The 19,156-nt window shown below is 68.9% G+C and carries 21 protein-coding genes; 5 read left to right on the top strand and 16 right to left on the bottom strand.

Annotated elements, in window-relative coordinates; genetic code table 11:
* Positions 1-2 precede the first annotated feature (2 nt).
* Positions 3-1,121, top strand: a complete 1,119-nt coding sequence (gene disA, locus MHN84_RS15205) for a DNA integrity scanning diadenylate cyclase DisA (RefSeq protein WP_241205372.1) — start codon at positions 3-5, stop codon at positions 1,119-1,121.
* Here disA and MHN84_RS15200 read toward each other — a convergent pair.
* Together MHN84_RS15200 and MHN84_RS15195 are read right to left on the bottom strand one after the other, a co-directional pair.
* Positions 1,118-1,894: a hypothetical protein gene (locus tag MHN84_RS15200; protein ID WP_241205371.1), complete on the bottom strand. Its 777-nt coding sequence runs from the start codon at positions 1,892-1,894 to the stop codon at positions 1,118-1,120. The genes disA and MHN84_RS15200 overlap by 4 nt on opposite strands.
* Before the next feature lie 59 nt (positions 1,895-1,953).
* The gene (locus MHN84_RS15195; protein ID WP_241205370.1) at positions 1,954-2,574 is read right to left on the bottom strand and encodes a carbonic anhydrase; all 621 of its coding nucleotides are present in this window, start codon (positions 2,572-2,574) and stop codon (positions 1,954-1,956) included.
* On the opposite strand from MHN84_RS15195, the gene MHN84_RS15190 reads away from it, so the two are divergent.
* Positions 2,573-3,484 carry an A/G-specific adenine glycosylase gene (locus MHN84_RS15190; RefSeq protein WP_304654322.1) on the top strand — a complete coding sequence of 304 codons (912 nt, stop codon included), beginning with the start codon at positions 2,573-2,575 and terminating at the stop codon, positions 3,482-3,484. The two genes, MHN84_RS15195 and MHN84_RS15190, sit on opposite strands and share 2 nt — an antisense overlap.
* On the opposite strand, the gene MHN84_RS15185 is transcribed toward MHN84_RS15190, so the two are convergent.
* On the bottom strand, positions 3,474-4,454 hold the full coding sequence (locus MHN84_RS15185) for a helix-turn-helix domain-containing protein (protein WP_241205368.1): 981 nt from the start codon (positions 4,452-4,454) through the stop codon (positions 3,474-3,476). The genes MHN84_RS15190 and MHN84_RS15185 overlap by 11 nt on opposite strands.
* 72 nt (positions 4,455-4,526) lie before the next feature.
* Between MHN84_RS15185 and MHN84_RS15180 the strand changes: the two genes are divergently transcribed.
* Positions 4,527-4,781 (top strand): hypothetical protein, encoded by a 255-nt coding sequence (locus tag MHN84_RS15180; RefSeq protein WP_241205367.1) that lies wholly within the window; start codon positions 4,527-4,529, stop codon positions 4,779-4,781.
* On the opposite strand, the gene MHN84_RS15175 is transcribed toward MHN84_RS15180, so the two are convergent.
* The gene (locus MHN84_RS15175) at positions 4,755-5,519 is read right to left on the bottom strand and encodes an alpha/beta fold hydrolase (RefSeq protein WP_241205366.1); all 765 of its coding nucleotides are present in this window, start codon (positions 5,517-5,519) and stop codon (positions 4,755-4,757) included. The two genes, MHN84_RS15180 and MHN84_RS15175, sit on opposite strands and share 27 nt — an antisense overlap.
* Positions 5,520-5,559: 40 nt before the next feature.
* On the opposite strand from MHN84_RS15175, the gene mhuD reads away from it, so the two are divergent.
* Both mhuD and MHN84_RS15165 read left to right on the top strand, forming a co-directional pair.
* Positions 5,560-5,901 carry a mycobilin-forming heme oxygenase MhuD gene (gene mhuD, locus MHN84_RS15170; protein WP_241205365.1) on the top strand — a complete coding sequence of 114 codons (342 nt, stop codon included), beginning with the start codon at positions 5,560-5,562 and terminating at the stop codon, positions 5,899-5,901.
* A gap of 34 nt (positions 5,902-5,935) precedes the next feature.
* Positions 5,936-7,237 (top strand): serine hydrolase, encoded by a 1,302-nt coding sequence (locus MHN84_RS15165; RefSeq protein ID WP_241205364.1) that lies wholly within the window; start codon positions 5,936-5,938, stop codon positions 7,235-7,237.
* Between the two features lie 26 nt (positions 7,238-7,263).
* On the opposite strand, the gene MHN84_RS15160 is transcribed toward MHN84_RS15165, so the two are convergent.
* From MHN84_RS15160 to folK, 12 genes are all read right to left on the bottom strand, one after another.
* Positions 7,264-7,812 carry a histidine phosphatase family protein gene (locus MHN84_RS15160; RefSeq protein ID WP_241205363.1) on the bottom strand — a complete coding sequence of 183 codons (549 nt, stop codon included), beginning with the start codon at positions 7,810-7,812 and terminating at the stop codon, positions 7,264-7,266.
* Positions 7,809-8,621 carry a CbtA family protein gene (locus MHN84_RS15155; RefSeq protein WP_241205362.1) on the bottom strand — a complete coding sequence of 271 codons (813 nt, stop codon included), beginning with the start codon at positions 8,619-8,621 and terminating at the stop codon, positions 7,809-7,811. The genes MHN84_RS15160 and MHN84_RS15155 overlap by 4 nt, the downstream gene beginning before the upstream one ends.
* Before the next feature lie 22 nt (positions 8,622-8,643).
* Entirely contained in the window at positions 8,644-8,868 is a 225-nt protein-coding gene (locus MHN84_RS15150) for a CbtB-domain containing protein (RefSeq protein WP_241205361.1), read from the bottom strand.
* Between the two features lie 289 nt (positions 8,869-9,157).
* Positions 9,158-11,683, bottom strand: a complete 2,526-nt coding sequence (gene clpC1, locus MHN84_RS15145) for an ATP-dependent protease ATP-binding subunit ClpC (protein ID WP_241205360.1) — start codon at positions 11,681-11,683, stop codon at positions 9,158-9,160.
* 288 nt (positions 11,684-11,971) lie between these two features.
* Entirely contained in the window at positions 11,972-12,313 is a 342-nt protein-coding gene (gene lsr2, locus MHN84_RS15140; RefSeq protein WP_241205359.1) for a histone-like nucleoid-structuring protein Lsr2, read from the bottom strand.
* Between the two features lie 159 nt (positions 12,314-12,472).
* Entirely contained in the window at positions 12,473-14,011 is a 1,539-nt protein-coding gene (gene lysS / locus MHN84_RS15135; RefSeq protein WP_241205358.1) for a lysine--tRNA ligase, read from the bottom strand.
* Between the two features lie 52 nt (positions 14,012-14,063).
* On the bottom strand, positions 14,064-14,879 hold the full coding sequence (locus MHN84_RS15130) for a type III pantothenate kinase (RefSeq protein ID WP_241205357.1): 816 nt from the start codon (positions 14,877-14,879) through the stop codon (positions 14,064-14,066).
* On the bottom strand, positions 14,880-15,821 hold the full coding sequence (gene panC / locus MHN84_RS15125; protein ID WP_241205356.1) for a pantoate--beta-alanine ligase: 942 nt from the start codon (positions 15,819-15,821) through the stop codon (positions 14,880-14,882).
* Positions 15,818-16,762, bottom strand: a complete 945-nt coding sequence (locus MHN84_RS15120; RefSeq protein ID WP_241205492.1) for a Rossmann-like and DUF2520 domain-containing protein — start codon at positions 16,760-16,762, stop codon at positions 15,818-15,820. The genes panC and MHN84_RS15120 overlap by 4 nt, the downstream gene beginning before the upstream one ends.
* Before the next feature lie 93 nt (positions 16,763-16,855).
* A complete protein-coding gene (locus MHN84_RS15115; RefSeq protein ID WP_241205355.1) occupies positions 16,856-18,034 on the bottom strand; it encodes a DUF6779 domain-containing protein in 1,179 nt (392 codons plus the stop codon).
* A 76-nt stretch (positions 18,035-18,110) separates the two neighbouring features.
* On the bottom strand, positions 18,111-18,587 hold the full coding sequence (locus MHN84_RS15110) for a DUF3180 domain-containing protein (protein WP_241205354.1): 477 nt from the start codon (positions 18,585-18,587) through the stop codon (positions 18,111-18,113).
* Positions 18,587-19,114 (bottom strand): 2-amino-4-hydroxy-6-hydroxymethyldihydropteridine diphosphokinase, encoded by a 528-nt coding sequence (folK, locus tag MHN84_RS15105; protein WP_241205491.1) that lies wholly within the window; start codon positions 19,112-19,114, stop codon positions 18,587-18,589. Before folK ends, MHN84_RS15110 begins: the two co-directional genes overlap by 1 nt.
* Positions 19,115-19,156 lie beyond the last annotated feature (42 nt).

The raw sequence follows: 19,156 nt of genomic DNA, 5'->3' as shown, positions 1-19,156 counted from the left end.
GGATGGCCGTGAAGTCGACGGGACGCAGCACGCGCACGGTCGTTCCGTTGGCCCGTCCGACGCTGCGGGAGACCATCGCCCGGCTTGCACCCGGCACTCCGCTGCGCGACGGGCTGGAGCGCATCCTGCGGGGGCGCACCGGTGCCCTGATCGTCATCGGGTTCGACGACAGCGTCGAGGCCATCTGCGACGGCGGCTTCTCCCTGGACGTGCGCTACGCGCCCACCCGGCTGCGGGAGCTGTCGAAGATGGACGGCGCCGTGGTGCTCTCCAGCGACGGCAGCCGAATCCTGCGTGCCAACGTGCAATTGGTGCCCGACCCGTCCATCCCGACCGAGGAGTCCGGAACCCGGCACCGTTCGGCTGAGCGCACCGCGATCCAGACCGGCTACCCGGTGATCTCGGTCAGCCACTCGATGAGCATCGTGACGGTCTACGTCGCCGGGGAGCGGCACGTGGTGCCCGACTCGGCGACCATCCTCTCGCGTGCCAACCAGACGATCGACACGCTGGAGCGCTACAAGACCCGCCTCGACGAAGTCAGCAGGCAGCTCTCGATGGCCGAGATCGAGGACTTCGTGACGCTGCGCGACGTGATGACCGTGGTGCAGCGGCTGGAGATGGTGCGCCGCATCAGCCTCGAGATCGACTCCGACGTGGTCGAACTCGGCACCGACGGCCGGCAGTTGAAGCTGCAGCTCGACGAGCTGGTGGGTGACAACGACATCGACCGCGAGCTGATCGTGCGCGACTACCACGCCAATCCCGATCCACCCACCGCTGCGCAGGTGACCGCGACTCTCGAGGAGCTCGACGGGCTGTCGGACAACGAGCTGCTCGACTTCACCACGCTGGCAAGGGTTTTCGGATACCCATCGACGGCCGAGGCGCAGGACTCGGCGATGAGCTCACGCGGCTACCGCGCGATGTCGGGCATCCCGCGGCTGCAGTTCGCGCACGTCGACCTGCTGGTGCGCAACTTCGGTTCCCTGCAGGGCCTGCTCGCGGCCAGCGCGAGCGATCTGCAGTCTGTCGACGGCATCGGCTCGATGTGGGCGCGCCACATCCGCGAGGGCCTCTCTCAGCTGGCCGAGTCGACGATCGCCGACCGGTTGGCCTAACCCGCGGGTGCGGGCCCGGGCACCGGCAGGTGCGGCGCACCGTCGACCGGCGGCGGCTGCTGGCCCGGCTGCGCCAGGACGAACGGCACCGTCGCCGACCGCAGATTGCCCAACTGCACGACGAGGTTGTAGGTACCCGGCCCGATCGGCTGACGCGGGAGCGGGCAGTTCGGCGCCGAGCCCATCCCCGTCCAGGTCACCTCGGTGGTCACCTGTTCGCCGGGCTGGAACGTCTTGATCAGCGTCTCGTTGGACGGCGCGCAGTCCAGGTTCGACCACAGCCGCTGATTGTCCAGCGAATACACGTACGCGGCCAACACCGCCGCACCGACATCGCGCTGGCAGGCGACCAACCCGATGTTGGTGACCACCATCGTGAACTTCGGCTGATCACCGACGACGTACTGCGGCTGATTGGTGATCCCCTTGACCGCCAGCGTGGAGTCGGGGCAGTCGTCGCCCTCCTTGAGGATCGGCGGGGGCACCACGGCGGCCGTCGGGGTCGCCGTCGGCGGCGGCGCCTGCTGAGCCGGCGCCTGAATGGGGGTCTTGACCTGCGGATTGTCTCCGGGCAGCGGCGTCGCCGGGGCGGCTGCCTGGGAGCCCTGCGCCTCGTTGGCGGTGGGCTGCTCGGTGCTGGTGCTGTTCATCACCACGACCGCGATGACGGCGGCGATGATCCCGATGACCAGCACGGACACGCCGAGCGCCAACATCCTGCGTCGCCAGTAGATCTGTTGGGGCAGCGGGCCATGCGGTTCCAAATCCAGCACGAGATCACGGTAAGGCCAGCTCAAGCGACTCTGTTCGACGCCACCCGGCGTGTTGCCTTTCAGTTTTCGCCGATGTCGCCTATGTGATCGCGCAACACCACCTGCCCGTCGGCCAGGTGATAGGTCAACCCGACGATCGCGAGCCGGCCCTCGGCCACGGCATCGGAGATGATGGTGGAGCGGCTGCGCAGCTGCCTGCCCGTCTCGGTGACGTGGCGGGCCTCGAACTCGTCCACGCGGCTCAGGCCTTCGCGGCGGCCCACCAGGATCGACGGCGTCACCCGCTCGACGACGTCGCGGATGTAGCCACCGGGCAGCGAACCGTCGTCGAGCGCGGTCAGCGTGGCTCCGACCGCACCGCAGCTGTCATGGCCGAGCACCACGATCAGCGGCACGTTCAGCACGGCGACCCCGTACTCGATCGAGCCGAGCACCGCGCTGTCGATGACGTGGCCGGCGGTGCGGACCACGAACATGTCCCCGAGCCCCTGGTCGAAGATGATCTCCGCGGCCACGCGGCTGTCGGCGCACCCGAACACGATCGCCGTCGGCTTCTGCGCGGCGGCCAGGCTGGCGCGGTGCTCGATGCTCTGGCTCGGGTGCTCCGGCTTCCCCGCGACGAAGCGCTCGTTACCCTCTTTGAGTGCTTTCCACGCGGTCAACGGGTTCGTGTTCGGCATGGCGGTCATTCTGCCCCAGCCTGCATCGATGATCGACGCGGGTGAGCTCATCGACTGGTACGCCACCGCGCAGCGCGACCTGCCGTGGCGGCAACCGGGGGTCTCGGCGTGGCAGATCCTGGTCAGCGAGTTCATGCTGCAGCAGACGCCCGTCGCCAGGGTGGAGCCGATCTGGCGGGAGTGGATCGCCCGCTGGCCGACCCCGTCGGCGACCGCGGCGGCCAGCGCGGCCGACGTACTGCGCGCCTGGGGCAAGCTGGGCTATCCGCGGCGGGCCAAGCGGCTGCACGAGTGCGCGACGGTGATCGCCACCGAATACGGCGACGTGGTGCCCACCGATGTCGACACCCTGCTCTCACTGCCCGGAATCGGCACCTACACCGCGCGGGCGGTGGCCTGCTTCGCCTACCGGCAGCGGGTGCCCGTGGTCGACACCAACGTCCGCCGCGTCGTCGCGCGAGCGGTGCACGGGCGTGACGACGCCGCGGCGGCGTCGGTCCGTGACCTCGACGACGTGGCGGCGCTGCTGCCCGACGACGAGCGGGCGCCGACGTTCTCGGTGGCGCTGATGGAACTCGGCGCGATCGTGTGCACGGCGCGATCGCCGAAGTGCGGCGTGTGCCCGCTGTCGCGGTGCGCGTGGCGCTCGCTCGGGTTTCCCGCCGGCACCGGCCCGGCGCGCAAGGTGCAGAAGTTCGCCGGCACCGACCGTCAGGTGCGGGGCAAGCTGCTGGACGTGTTGCGCGGCAGCGACAAACCGGTCACGCGGGCGCAACTGGACGTGGCGTGGCTGACCGACACCGCTCAGCGCGACCGCTGCCTGGATTCGCTGCTGGTGGACGGTTTGGTGGAGCAGACCGACGACGGCAGGTTCGCTCTCGCCGGCGAAGGCTCCGACGTCAGGCAGTAGCGGCGCACTCCGCTTCCGCTGCGGCAGAAGCGAATCGACGTCGGTAGTCCGACGGCGTGACGCCGATGATGCGGCGGAAGTGGTGGCGCAACAGCGTGGCGTTGCCGAACCCGGACTGTTCGGCGATGTTGTCGATGTCGAGCGTGGTCTCCTCCAGCAGCCGCCGGGCGAACAGCACACGCTGATCGGTCACCCACTGCATCGGGGTGCGGCCGGTCTCTTCGACGAAGCGGCGCGCGAACGTGCGACCCGACATGTGGGCCCTGCGCGCCAGCGACGTGACGGTGTGCGGCTTGTCGAGGTTGGCCAGAATCCAATCCAGATGCGGGGCAAAGCGTTCCGAACATCGCACCGGAATCGGCTGATCGATGTACTGCCGTTGACCGCCATCGCGCTGCGGTGGCACCACCATTCGGCGGGCGATCTTGTTGGTGATCTCGCTGCCCATCTCGCGACGCACCAGGTGCAGACACGCATCGATGCCCGCCGCGGTGCCCGCACTGGTGATCAGGTTGCCGTCGTCGACGAACAGCACGTTGCGGTCCACCTGGGCGGTCGGATACATGCGGGCGAGCTCGTCGGCGTGCATCCAGTGGGTGGTGCACGGCCGCCCGTCGAGCAGACCGGCCGCGCCGGCGACGAACGCGCCCGAGCACACCGTCAGGATGATCGACCCCGACTCGGCGGCCCGCCGGATCGCAGCCAGCGCCTCGGGCAGGTAGTCGCCGCCGCCGATCGCGGGGATCGCGACCAGATCGGCTCCGACGAGGTCGTCGAGCCCGTGGTCCGGGATGATCGTGGCGCCGACCGACGTGCGCAGCGGCTTGCCGGGTTCGGGGCCGCAGACCTTGAAGTCGAAGTTCGGCACGCCGTCCGCGGAGCGGTCGATGCCGAACACCTCGCAGATCACGCCGAACTCGAACACTGCCAGCCCGTCGAGCACCAGCGCCGACACCGTCCGTATCGTCATGGCAGCATCTTATCGACGGATGTCGCTTCTGCCACTGGTGGCACGATCTTTCGCAGGCGGAGCATTACTGCCATGAGCATCGCACTGACCTCCCTGATCCTCGCCGCACCGTTCGCCCTCGCTGCGGCCCTCACCTGGGCAGCTCACCGCACCGGCGTGCTGCGCCTGCACCGCGACCAGTTCCGCATCTCCGCACCACTGGCCGGGCGGATGTTCACCGACGACCGCGACCTGATGCGCATCGAGCACGAAGCCGACGCCATCCGGACCCGCTTCGAACGGCAGCCGTCCTGGCCCAGCTCAACCGCCACCGGCGAACGTCGATAGAAACGCCTCGACGACGTCCCGATATTTCATCGGGGCGTCGTCGTGGACCAGGTGACCGGCGCCGGGCACCGTGACGTACGTCGTCTCAGCACCCGTGCGCGCCATCTCCGCCATCTGCCCCGGCGGGGTCACCGAGTCGCCGGCCTCGATCAGCAGCGTCGGCACGTCGACGGCCCGCCACTGCGCCCAGTAATCGCGCCTCCCCCACTCAGCGGCGATCTCGATCCACCGAGACGGCTGCCCGTGCAGCCGCCAGCCCGTGGCGGTGCGGTCGAAGGCGTCCAGGAAGTACCGCCCGGCGACCGGGCCGAACGCCTCGATGACCTGCGCCTCCGACGCGAACTCCGCCGGCAGTGCGTAGAGCCACGGCTCCCACGCACCGGTGGTGCGGCCGCGGAAGTCCGGCGCCATGTCCTCGACCACCAGCGCGTCGACCACCTCGGGCCGCTGAGCAGCCAGACACCACGCATGCAGCGCACCCATCGAATGCCCGATCAGCACGGCCGGTTCGCCCAGACTGGAGACCGCCTCGGCCAGATCGTCGACGAAACGCTCGGTCGAGATCGGGTGGGTGTCGGGCACCTCTGGCCCCCGGTGCCACGGCGCGTCGTAGGTGAACACCCGACCGTGGCCGGCGAGCCAGGGCAGCTGCCGCGACCACGTGCTACCCCGCCCCATCAGGCCATGGACCAGCACCAGCGGGCGCCCCGCACCGCCGTGGGCCGTGAGCAGCTCCATGGGGTCATCATGGCATCGGGCGCGCGGTAGCCTGAACGCCATGTCCGAGCAGAACGCGAACACCACACCGGTGGTGAAGATCAACGCGATCGAGGTCCCGCCCGGCGCCGGACCCGAGCTGGAGAAGCGGTTCGCCCACCGCGCCCATGCCGTCGACAACCAGGCCGGCTTCCTCGGGTTCCAGCTGTTGCGCCCCGTCAAGGGCGAGGACAGGTACTTCGTCGTCACCCAGTGGGAATCCGAAGAGGCGTTCCAGGCCTGGGCCACCGGACCCGCCATCGAGGCGCATGCCGGGGAACGTGCCAACCCCGTCGCCAAGGGCGCGTCACTGCTGGAGTTCGAGGTTGTGCTCGACGTTGCAGGAACCCGCGCGCAGGCCTAGGGGCGCCGGGGCGCGACGCCGCGCGCTCACCTGCGTGACCGCACTCATCGCTGTCGCCGCGCTGGTGAACGGCTGCGCCGCCACCCGGCCCGCTCCCGCCGACGCCGCCTACGGCGTCCCCATCCAGATCAACACCCCCCAGGGTCTGCGCGCCAAGCAGACCATGGACATGCTCAACAGCGACTGGCCCATCGGGGAGAACGGCATCCGCACGCTGGCCGCCCCCCAGGTCGTCGAAGCCGTCGGCGTGACGATGGACCGCATGTGGTGGGACCGCCCGTTCACGGTCACCGAGGTCGACGTCGGCGCAGGCAGCGCCACGCTGCACGTACTGACCTCCTACGGGGTCGGGCAGACCATCGAGCTGCGCACCGACGACGCCGGCATGGTGGACCGGTTCTCCGTCGACCTGGTGCCGCCGCGCATCACGTCGTTCAGCGACGTCGACGCCGAGATCACCAAGACGGGCGCGAAGTACTCCTACCAGGTGGCGAAGGTGACCGACGGCCGCTGCGAGAAGGTCGCGGGCACCAACACAGAGATGTCGCTGCCGTTGGCGTCCATCTTCAAGCTCTACGTGCTCTACGCGCTGTCGGACGCGGTGAAAGCGCACACGGTGTCGTGGACCGATCCGCTGACGATCACCAAAGAAGCCAAGGCCGTCGGCTCCTCGGGCTTCGACAAGCTGCCTCCCGGCTCGACGGTGTCCGTGCGTGATGCGGCTCAGCAGATGATCTCGGCCAGCGACAACATGGCCACCGACCTGCTGATCGCGCGACTGGGCCCGGGAGCGATCGAACGTGCGCTCGTTGCCGCCGGCCACCACGACCCGGCCAGCATGACGCCGTTCCCGACGATGCACGAGATGTTCTCCGTGGGCTGGGGCGAGCCGAACCTGCGTGAGCAGTGGAAGCAGGCCAACCACGCCGGGCGCGCACAGCTGCTGCAGCAGACCAATTCGCGCCCCTACGAACCGGATCCGCAGCGCACCCACATGCCGGCGTCGGACATCGGTGCCGAGTGGTACGCCAGCGCGGCCGACATCTGCCGGCTGCACGCGGCGCTGCAACGCAACGCGACCGCCGAGGCCGCGCCGGTGCACGACATCCTCACCGCGGTGCCGGGCATCGACCTGGACCGCGCGGAGTGGCCCTACATCGCGGCGAAGGCGGGCAATTTGCCCGGCGATCTGACGTTCAGCTGGTTCGCCACCGACCGCACCGGCCAGAGCTGGGTGGTCAGCATGCAGACCAACTGGTCGCAGTACCGCAGCCCGACGGCGGCGTCCTGGCTGTTGTCGATCGCCCGGCAGATGTTCGGCTTAGTCCAACCCTGAGTGTCCAACCCTGACCGGTGCCACGGTCACGTCCGAAGCGTCCAGGCGTGTCCGCGAAAATGCAGCACCGTGGCGCTGGCAGGCGCAATGTCGATGCGCCAGAACGACTTCGGCGGCGCATCCAGAACCACCAGCAGCGCCGCGCGGATGACGGCCGGGTGTGTCGCGGCGACGACGCGGACGTGCTGCGAGGTCAGCGAGTCCAGCCACCCTCGCACCCGGGTGATCAGCTCGACGACGCTCTCGCCCCCGTGCGGAGCCCGGGTGGGATCGGTCAGCCAGATCGCCAGGTCGGCGGGCTGCACCCGGGTGAGCTTCTCCCCGCGCCACCGCCCGCAGTCCAGATCGGCGAGCTTCGGCTCGACGGCGGCCCGCACGCCGAGCACGTCGGCGGTCTGGATGGCGCGCGCCTCGGGGCCGCAGTAGGCCCGGTCGGCGTCCCTGAGCTCGGCGCGCACATCGGATACCTGCCCGCGGCCGAGCACGTTGAGCGGTTCGTCGGTGGGGAACCGTCCGGCTGACATCGCGTCGGTCATGCCGTGCGACACGAGTGTCAGCCGGACGACCTCGCTCACACCGTCAGCGCGTCCTTCCGCTTCTCGCCGAGAAGCTTCGAGACCATGGCCGCGAACGTCAGCCCGATCGTCGTCCAGACGACGAGCTGGGTCGTCAGCGAGTAGAGCCGGAACGCGTACAGGTCGGCAGCCGGGAAGCCGGGGAACACGATGGCTCCCGCGTCGTCGACCATCGGCCCGGGCGTCTCGTTGATCGTCGGCAAGACCAGCATCAGCGCGAACACCGCGACGAGATACGCCGCGCCGGCCGCGAGCGTCGCGTTCCACGCCCCCAGCTTCGACGTCAGCTGACGACCCAGGTAGACCGCGGCCACCATCAGCAACGCCGAGAGCCCCACCATCAGCAGGTACAGCATCGAACGCTGGTAGATCGTGGCGTCGTCGCTGGTCGCCGGCGGACTCGGCGGATACTTCAGCGCCGGGATGAGCCACAGCGCCACGAACATCGCTGCGGCGACGACCACGGATGTGGCCCGCGCCGACAGGTTCCCGATACGGCCGTAGGCGAACGCGAAGACGACCGAGAACAGCGCGCCCATCGCGACACTGAACAGCAGGACCCCCATGCCCATGCCGATGGTCGACTGGATACCTCGGCTGAAGAGTTCGCCGCCGTCACCGTGCGAGTGGCCGCCCGCTGTGGCCATCTCGGTGGCCATGTCCATGTGCTCGTGCGCGGCAGAGATGCCGTCCTCGAAGTCGATGGCCCGGCCGATGACCGGCTCGAGGAAGATCTTCGCGAAGACGAACGCGAGCACACCTGCGATGGCGCCGGAGAGAGTTCCGCGCCAGATGATCTGCTTTTCCATTCTCAGGTAACCCCTGGCCCCGTCAGTGGCAGGGGAATCCGAGCAGGTGGCGAGCGTCGTGGACGAATTCGTGGATGTACATGTTGTCGCCGAACACGGATGTCGCACCCTGGTCGACGCCGACGAAGTACAGCACGACCAGCGCAAGGAACGCGGTCAGTGACAGCCACAGCGCCGCTTTGGTGGCCGAGAAGTCGAGCGCCTCTGTGCGTGGGGTCGCAGCCCGTGGGGCGTCAGGAGTGGTCATGAGAGGTCCTTTCCGGGATGTCGCGTCCCAGTCGGCAGGTGCCGACGGCATCGGGTCTGACTGTCACAGTGGCGCGACCGTTCTGGAGTCTCACCAGATTCCGACTACCGTCGATTGACATACGGATCATAGAGCGCGCCGGTCGCCTGTGGGCGCCGACCACGTCGCGAGTGTGTATCGCGATACGGCCTTGGCGGCGAGTCGCGGATGAAACAGCACAACCGCGGGGGCTCGAGGAACGACAAACGGGCGGCCACCCTGGTGGGTGACCGCCCGTTCGGCGTGTCGCTTATTCGGCTGCGCCGGCCTGCGCCAGATCAGCCTCTGCCGGCTCGGAGCGCTTCGGCCCACCGTGGAAGGTGAACACCGCGTCCTCGCCCTGACCCTCGCCGTCCCAGTTCTCGACGTCGACGGTGACGTGCTGGCCGGGTCCGACCTCTTCGAAGAGGATCTTCTCCGACAGCTGGTCCTCGATCTCGCGCTGGATGGTGCGCCGCAACGGACGCGCTCCCAGCACCGGATCGAAGCCGCGCTTGGCCAGCAGGGCCTTGGCCCGATCGGTCAGCTCCATCGTCATGTCCTTGGCCCGCAACTGGTTGCCGACCCGGCCGATCATCAGGTCGACCATCTTGATGATCTCGTCCTGCGTCAGCTGGTGGAACACGATGATGTCGTCGATACGGTTCAGGAACTCCGGGCGGAAGTGCTTCTTCAGCTCGTCGTTGACCTTCTGCTTCATCCGCTCGTAGTTGTTCTCGCCACCACCCTGGGTGAAGCCGAGGCCCACCGCCTTGGAGATGTCGGACGTTCCGAGGTTCGACGTGAAGATCAGCACGGTGTTCTTGAAGTCGACCGTGCGGCCCTGACCGTCGGTGAGACGGCCGTCCTCGAGGACCTGCAGGAGGCTGTTGTAGATCTCCTGGTGGGCCTTCTCGATCTCGTCGAACAGCACGACGCTGAACGGCTTGCGGCGCACCTTCTCGGTGAGCTGGCCGCCCTCCTCGTAGCCGACGTACCCCGGAGGGGCACCGAAGAGCCGCGAGGCGGTGAAGCGGTCGTGGAACTCGCCCATGTCGATCTGGATGAGCGCGTCGTCCTCGCCGAAAAGGAAGTTGGCCAGCGCCTTGGACAGCTCGGTCTTCCCGACGCCGGACGGGCCGGCGAAGATGAACGAGCCCGACGGACGCTTGGGGTCCTTCAGACCGGCGCGCGTACGACGGATCGCCTTCGAGACCGCCTTGACGGCGTCCTCCTGGCCGATGATCCGCTTGTGCAGCTCGTCTTCCATGCGGAGCAGACGCGTGGTCTCCTCCTCGGTGAGCTTGAACACCGGGATACCGGTCCAGTTGCCCAGCACCTCGGCGATCTGCTCGTCGTCGACCTCGGCGACCACGTCGAGATCACCTGAGCGCCACTGCTTTTCACGCTCGGCGCGCTGCGCGACGAGCTGCTTCTCCTTGTCGCGCAGGTTGGCGGCCTTCTCGAAGTCCTGCGCGTCGATCGCGGACTCCTTCTCCCGGCGCGCGTCGGCGATCTTCTCGTCGAACTCGCGCAGGTCCGGCGGCGCGGTCATCCGGCGGATACGCATCCGGGCGCCCGCCTCGTCGATCAGGTCGATCGCCTTGTCCGGCAGGAACCGGTCGTTGATGTAGCGGTCGGCCAGCGTGGCGGCCGCCGCGATCGCCCCGTCGGTGATCGAGACGCGGTGGTGCGCCTCGTAGCGGTCCCGCAGACCCTTGAGGATCTCGATCGTGTGCGCCACCGTCGGCTCGCCGACCTGCACCGGCTGGAACCGGCGTTCGAGCGCGGCGTCCTTCTCGATGTACTTGCGGTACTCGTCGAGCGTGGTCGCGCCGATGGTCTGCAGCTCACCGCGGGCCAGCTTCGGCTTCAGGATGCTGGCCGCGTCGATCGCGCCCTCGGCGGCACCGGCACCGACGAGCGTGTGCAGCTCGTCGATGAACAGGATGATGTCGCCGCGGGTGTTGATCTCCTTGAGCACCTTCTTCAGGCGCTCCTCGAAGTCACCGCGGTAGCGGCTGCCCGCGACCAGCGAACCGAGGTCCAGGGTGTAGAGCTGCTTGTCCTTGAGCGTCTCGGGCACGTCGCCGTGCACGATCGCCTGGGCCAGGCCCTCGACGACGGCGGTCTTGCCGACACCCGGCTCGCCGATCAGAACGGGGTTGTTCTTGGTGCGGCGGCTCAGCACCTGCATGACCCGCTCGATTTCCTTCTCGCGGCCGATGACGGGGTCGAGCTTGCCCTCCATCGCGGCGGCGGTCAGGTTGCGGCCGAACTGGTCGAGCACCAGCGAGGTCGACGGGTTGCCCGCCTCGCCGCTGCGCCCGCCGGTACCGGCTTCGGCGGTCTCCTTGCCCTGGTAGCCGCTCAGTAGCTGGATGACCTGCTGGCGCACCCGGGTGAGCTCCGCGCCGAGCTTGACGAGCACCTGCGCGGCCACACCCTCGCCCTCGCGGATCAGCCCGAGCAGGATGTGCTCGGTGCCGATGTAGTTGTGGCCGAGCTGCAACGCCTCACGCAGGCTGAGCTCCAGCACCTTCTTGGCACGCGGGGTGAAGGGGATGTGCCCGGACGGCGCCTGCTGGCCCTGACCGATGATCTCCTCGACCTGGCTGCGCACACCCTCCAGGGAGATGCCCAGCGACTCGAGTGACTTGGCGGCCACTCCCTCACCCTCGTGAATGAGTCCCAGCAGGATGTGCTCGGTGCCGATGTAGTTGTGGTTGAGCATCCGGGCCTCTTCCTGAGCCAGGACGACAACCCGACGTGCACGGTCGGTGAATCTTTCGAACATCCGTGGTTACCTGCTCTCCATCGCATAGATGGGTGCCGCACGCAAAAGGCGTGCCCGCACCTGCCGTCCACTGTAATGGGCGGCGGCCACAGGTGCCCCGCCTGTCGGCCCGTTCGCGAAGGGTTCTCTGCGGGCTGAACGGCGGACGATCACCTGGCGCCGTAGGGTCCAACGTCGCGACCCGCAGAATCGTTTCGTCAGAGCAGGGCCGACGGCTTCGCCGGTAGCGAACGCCCGCCGACCGCGGGAACCACGGAATGCGCCCGGCAACCGGGCGCGCTGTTGCCGCTAGGTGGCCTCGTGGAAGGCGTCGATGACGTCGGCCGGGATGCGCCCGCGGGTGGACACGTTGTGACCGTTGCGACGGGCCCACTCCCTGATCGCCGCGCTCTGCTCACGGTCGATCGCGGCGCGACCCCGGCCGGTGCCGGCCGCCCGGCCCCGGCGACGGCCACCGACGCGGCGGCCCGCCTCGACCCATTTGTTCAAATCATTGCGGAGTTTGGCGGCGTTCTTCGCCGACAAATCGATCTCATAGCTCACGCCGTCCAGACCGAATTCGACGGTCTCGTCGGCGGCGCCGTCACCGTCGAAATCATCGACAAGAGTGACGGTGACTTTTTTCGCCATGGCCCAATGCCCTTCTGTACGCGCTGCCCCGCAACTCCGTGACCCCGAACCCCGGGATCAATGTGCCATAAATGCGCTTTTCCTTCAACAACGTCAGATGTCGCAGGAATCGCAACCGCAGAAGACCGCGTGACGAACTGAGCCGTCGAACTCCGATGACTAAGAGTGGCGCCGAACAATGGGAAACAAAACAGTCTCGCGAATAGCCAACCCCGTCAACGCCATCAACAAGCGGTCCACACCCATTCCCGTTCCGGTCGTGGGCGGCATCCCGTACTCCAGGGCGGAGAGGAAATCCTCGTCGAGAAGCATCGCCTCGTCATCGCCCGAGGCGGCCGCCCGGGCTTGCGCCTCGAAACGTTCGCGCTGGATCACCGGGTCGATCAATTCCGAGTATCCGGTGGCCAACTCGAACTTACGGACGTAGAGGTCCCACTTCTCGGTGACGCCGTCGATGCTGCGGTGCGCACGGGTCAAAGGTGTGGTCTCGACCGGGAAATCCCGCACGAAGGTGGGCGCCCACAATGTGTTGCCGACCACGTGCTCCCACAGTTCCTCGACCAATTTCCCGTGGCCGTAACCACGGTCGCGGGGAATTTCCACGCCGAGGCGGTCGGCGATGCGCCACAATTCATCGGCACCGGTCGCCGGCGTGATCTCTTCACCGAGCCCTTCCGACAATGAGGGATACATCGCAACCGTGTCCCATTCACCGTCGAGGTCATAGGTGCTGCCGTCCGGCAATGGCACCTGCCGCGTACCTATCGCCTCGTCGGCGACTTCTTGAATGAGTTCGCGCGTCATGGTCGCGGAATCGTCATAAGTTCCGTACGCCTGATATGTCTCGAGCATCGCGAATTCGGGGGAATGCGTGGAATCGGCACCCTCGTTCCGGAACACCCGATTCAACTCGAAGACCCTGTCGAATCCGCCCACCACACACCGTTTGAGAAAAAGCTCCGGCGCAATCCGCAGATACAGGTCGGCATCGAGGGCGTTGGAGTGTGTGACGAAAGGCCGGGCCGCCGCACCACCGGCCAAGGTCTGCAGGATGGGCGTCTCGACCTCCAGGAAGCCGCGCCGCTCGAGCGCCGCCCGCACCGCACGCACCACGGCGACTCGCTGCCGGGCGATGGCGCGGGCTTCGGGACGCACGATCAGGTCCACGTAGCGCTGCCGGACCCGCGACTCCTCACTCATCTCTTTGTGAGCCACCGGCAACGGCCGCAGTGACTTGGCCGCCATTTGCCACGAATCGGCCAGCACAGAAAGCTCACCGCGGCGGGAGCTGATCACCTCACCGTGCACGAACACGATGTCGCCGAGGTCGACCTCGGCCTTCCACGCGTCGAGGGACTCCTGGCCGACCTGGTTGAGACTGATCATCGCCTGCAGCTGGGTACCGTCACCCTCCTGCAGCGTGGCGAAGCACAACTTGCCGGAATTCCGGGCGAAGATGACGCGGCCGGAGACCCCGACGACCTGGCCCGTCGTCTCGTCGGCGGCCAGATCGGGAAACGCCGCACGGACCTCGGCGAGGGTGTGCGTGCGGGCGACCTCGACGGGATAGGGGTCGCGTCCCTCGTCGAGCAGCTTCTGACGCTTCGCCTGACGGATCCGGAACTGCTCGGGGATGTCGTCGGCGATGTCCCCGGAGTCGTCACGGTCGAGATCTGGCCTGCCGGATTCGTCGGTCACGACGTGCCAGCTTAAATGACCAGCCCACCGCCCCCGAAGTCGCTGGTGAGCGCTACCGGGCGCCCTTGAGCTTGCCGCGCTGGTTGTCGCGGTTGCGTTCGAACACCAGACGCAACCCGTCGAGGGTCAGATGGCGGTCGTAGTGCTGAACGGTCCGCAGGTCGGCGAGCACCAGCGGGGCGCCGTGCCCGGTCGCCACCACCGCGACGTCGTCGCCGGAGAAGCCGTCGACGTCCGAACGCACCCGACTCACCAGACCGTCCACCAGCCCGGCGAACCCGAACACAGCGCCGGCCTGCATGCATTCGACGGTGTTCTTGCCGATCACCGACCGCGGCCGGGTCAACTCGACGCGGCGCAACGCCGCCGAACGTGCGGCGGCTGCATCGGAGGACACCTGGACACCGGGGGCGATGGCGCCGCCCAGGAACTCACCCTTGGCCGAGACCACATCCACACATATCGACGACCCGAAGTCGACGACGATCGCCGCGGTGCCGTACTTCTGATAGGCCGCAAGGCAATTGACGATGCGGTCGGCACCCACTTCTTTGGGGTTGTCGACCAGAAGCGGGATGCCGGTGCGCACCCCGGGTTCGATCAGCACATGGGGCACTGCGGGCCAGTACTGCTCGAGCATCACGCGGACCTCGTGCAGCACCGACGGCACGGTCGACAGGCCCGCCGCACCGGTGAGCCGCTCGGCGTCGTCGCCGATCAACCCGTCGATCGTGAGCGCCAGTTCGTCGGCGGTGACCTCGGACTCGGTGCGAATGCGCCAGTGCGACACCACCTTCGCGTGATCACCGGCACCGGAGATCAGTCCGACGACGGTGTGGGTGTTACGGACGTCGATGACGAGCAGCACTCAGTTTCTCCAGGGAAGTTCGTGGCTCTCACCGCTCGGGGTGCGAGGGTGACCATCGATGCCGGCGCTCGCACCGACGTCGATCGCGATGTTGTCGAGTAGCCGCGTGGTTCCGAGTTTGGCGGCCACCAGCATTCGCGCGGGCCCCTCCACGGGTGCGGGCCCGAGCATCGGATCGCGCACCTCCAGATAGTCGACCTCCAATGCGGGCACCTCGTCCAGCACGGCGCGGGCGGCATCGAGCGCCGCGGGCACTCCGGTGGCCGCGGCGTACATGCCGGCGAGCAGGGCAGCCGACAGGGCGCCGGCCTGCTCGCGCTGCACGGGATCGAGGTACCGATTGCGTGAGGACATCGCCAGCCCGTCGGCTTCGCGCACGATCGGCACGCCCTGGATCTGCACGCCCAGATCCAGGTCGGCGACCATCTGCCGGATCAGCGTCAGCTGCTGGTAGTCCTTCTCCCCGAAGTAGGCGCGGTCGGGCCGCACGATGTTGAACAGCTTGGCGACGACGGTCAGCACTCCGGCGAAATGCGTTGGCCGCGAGGAGCCTTCGAGCTCTGCTCCGAGCGGTCCCGGCACCACGGTGGTGCGCTGACCCTGCGGGTACATGTCCTGGGCCGTCGGGGTGTAGGCGATCTCCACCCCTTCGGCGCGCAGCGCGTCGAGGTCGTCGGCGAGGGTGCGGGGGTAGGCGTCGAGATCCTCACCGGCGCCGAACTGCAAGGGGTTGACGAAGATCGACACCACCACGACGGCGCCGGGCACCCGCTTTGCGGTGCGGATCAGCGTCAGGTGGCCATCGTGGAGGGCACCCATCGTCGGGACGAGCATGATGCGGCGCCCGGTGGCGCGCAGCGCGCGGGTCACGTCGGCGACCTCGGTGGGGCTCCGGTAGGTGTTGAGTTCTCCTGCGGAGAATGTCGGTCCCGTCTTGATCACTGTTCTGCCTCCGCCAGTACGTCGAAGACGGCGCGGGGCGCCTCCGCCCGCTGGGCCGTCCGGTGGGAATTCGTTCGATATGCCTGCGCGAGAGCAGGATTGACCTCTTCGAGAGCCTGCAGATGGCCGGCGACCGCGGCGGCATCCCCTCGGGAAACGGGACCGGTCAGCGCGCGCTGACCCGTCCGCAGTGCGTTGTCCACCGAGGCCCGGACCAGCGGACCCATGATCCGTTCGGCCAACCCGCCGGGGACGTCGGCGACGATGTCCTGACCGAGCAGCTCCTGCCCGGTCAACGCGGCCCGCAGCGCCTCCAGCGCATCGAGCACGACGGTCACGACGTGATTGCTGCCGTGCGCGAGCGCCGCGTGATACAGCGTGCGCGCGTCCTCCCGCACCCGAAACGGTTCACCGCCCACTTCCAGGACCAGCGATTGCGCGATCGCGTAACCGATCTCGTCGGCGGCGGTGATCCCGAAGCAGGTGCCGCGCAACCGATCCACGTCCTCGTCGGTGTCGGCGAACGTCATAGCCGGATGCATCGCCACCGTGATGCACCCCTGTTCGGCCAGCGGCGCGAGGATTCCGATCCCGTTGGCGCCCGACGTGTGCGCGACGATCGTATTGGGCCGTACCGCACCCGTGGCCGCCAGCCCCGCCACCAAGTCGGCCAATGCGGCATCGGGCACGGCCAGCAGGAGCAGCTCCGCGCGTGCGGCGACATCGGCGACGGCCAGCACCGGGGTGTCCGGCAACCACCGGGCCGCCCGCGCGCGGGACGCTCGCGACACCGCGCTGCACCCGGCGACCACGTGCTCGGCCCGTTCCAGTGCCGCGCCGAGGACGGCGCCCACCTTGCCCGCCGAGACGACGCCGACGGTCAGCCGGGCGGGGCGGAGTCCGTCGTGGGGAGCACTCCCACCGATCGGGGGCTGCACCATCGCAACCATCGCGTTCGCCCTCGCTGAATTCTCACGTCGGTCCGGTCCCGCAGGGCGGGTACCGGTCGGCCTCAGCCTAACCCAGCGTCCGGATCAGTCCTCGCGGCGGCGGCGCCGTCCCCCGCCGGTCGGACTCGCCTGCAGCCGCGCCAGCAGTTCGGCGACGGACTGACCACCGGTGTGCGCGCCGCCGTCCTCGTCCTCGGGCGCGTCGGGGACCTCCTCGACGGGTGGCTCCGGCTCCGATGCCGACGAGTGCCGGCCCCGGGGCGGCCCGGAGGGCTCCATCGCCTCCGGGGCACGCCGACGGCCCACGTACTCCGGCGCGGCGTCGGGCTCGGGGCGTGACGGCTCCGGCTGCGGTGGGGGTGCAGGTGGGGATGACCAGTGCGAACCCGGTTGACCGGCGGGGATGAACCGTCCTTCGGCGGGTGCGGGCTGCCACGTGCCCGACGTGCCGCGAGCATCCGCCGGCCGAGGCGGCGGCGGTGCCGACTGCTCCGGGGTGGCCTGCGGCGGCAACCACGGGAACTGCGGCGCCTGCGCAGGTGGCGGCGGCGTCGGCGGCGTCCAGGGCCCGGCCTGCTCCCCGGCGCGCCGGTGGGCTCCACCGACCGGCTCGGCCGGGTCGGGCACCCGCGGCCAGGCGTCGTCGGGGTGCGGTTCGGCGGGGACGTCGATGATCGGGCTCTCTTCGGTGTCCGGGGAGTGCTCGTCGGTGTCGAGGGCGGCCCGGCGGGCGTCGGCGTCCTCGGTGTCGACGCGACTGCTGCTGACCCGTCCGGCCGTGGGCAGGGACGGCGCCTCGGCGCGATCGTGCTCCAGTGCCGGGCGCTCCGACAGATCGGTGTCGAACAGGTACTCGAGATTGGCCCGCAGCGCGGCCAGCTCGGCCCGCAGCGCGGCCACCTCGTCGGCCGATTGCGCCCGCAGTTCACTCGCCAGCTCACGGCGCAGGTGACTCTCGACCGTCAGCTCGTATTCGCGGCGCGCCGAGATCTCGCGTTCCAACTGGAGGTCGTACACCAGCTTCAGATCCCGCACCTTGGCCTGATCGCTGTCACTCTGTCTGCGATAGATCACCGACACGAAAGCCGCGACCACCGCGGCCCACAGCGCGAGGATCACAGCAAGCTTGAGCAACTCGACGCGATCAGTGAAAACCAGGGCAGAACTGGCCGCGATGGCCAGCACCAGCAACGCTGTCATCAAGATCCAGCCGGGCCGCCGACCGCCCCGACGCATGCGGGCGCCACGGGTCGGATCGGTCATGGGGCGACTGTACCCGCCACAGGTCGCCACGCGTGTCGACCCTTGCGGCGATTCGGTCACGAAGCCGGATGACGCCTCAGCCGGGCGCCGGATCGGCGTCGGGCGGGGCGTCGTCGGGAGACCGGCAGCAATGCTGCAGCCACAGCGCCGCCGCGACCAGCGCCAGCGCGCAGAGCGCCGCGACGACGGCTCCGGGGCTGTCGGCCGCGGCCACCCGCAGCGCGTCGCGGCGCGGCAGCACGTAGACCGACACAGCCACCCACCACCCCAGCACGACCGCACCCATCCACGCCGCGGCCTTGGCGATCAGCACCGAGCGCGCCACCGCCAACGGATGCAGCCGACCGCGACCGACGCCGATCTCCCCGTCGCGAATACGCGCCCGGACGTAGAAGCCCCAGCCCGCGAGGGCGATCGCGACGCCGAGCAGCGACATGCCCGTCCACACCGTGATCGGCGGGAAGTACCGGTAGGTGGCCCGCACCAGCAGGTAACCCAGTACGGCGGCTGCTGCCGCCCCCGCGACGAGGTCGCGCTTGCGCGTCGGTCCCATCAGCGTGCGGTCCGGGGTGTCAGTACGTGCTCTGTGAGGTGCACGCCGGCGCGTTCGGCCGGATCGAGAGCGCCCAGCAGATCCGCGACGGCGGTGGGTCGGCCCTCGACCGTCAGCGTGGCCGCGGGAGCGACCGCCAGCCACGGGACGAGGACGAACGCCCGGACGTGGGCGTACCGGTGCGGCAGGGTCAAGACGTCGTCGTCGACGATGAGCTCGCGGCCACCGTCGCGCACCTGAACCAGATCGACGTCGAGTGTCCTTGGCCCCCAATGCTGTTCGCGTGTCCGCTGGGCGGCCGCCTCCAGTTCGTGGGCGCGGTGCAGCCACTGGTGGGGTCCCGTCGACGCGTCGTCGGCCAGCACCACCGCATTGAGGAAGGCGCCCTGCTCGACACCACCCCACGCCGCCGTCTCGTAGACCGGCGACACCGCGGTGACCGTGTCGCCGAGGCCGTCGAGGACCGTCTGCAGGTGCGCCGCACGGTCGCCGAGGTTGGACCCGATCGAGAGCACCACCGACGTCATCGCGGCCCTGCCGCGGGGCCGGCGGGGCCGGCGGGCGGCCCC

The organism is Mycobacterium sp. PSTR-4-N (assembly GCF_022348085.1).
Taxonomy (GTDB): domain Bacteria; phylum Actinomycetota; class Actinomycetes; order Mycobacteriales; family Mycobacteriaceae; genus Mycobacterium.
Note: the sequence above shows the minus strand (reverse complement) of the source record. Positions and strands in the feature narration are given on the sequence as shown.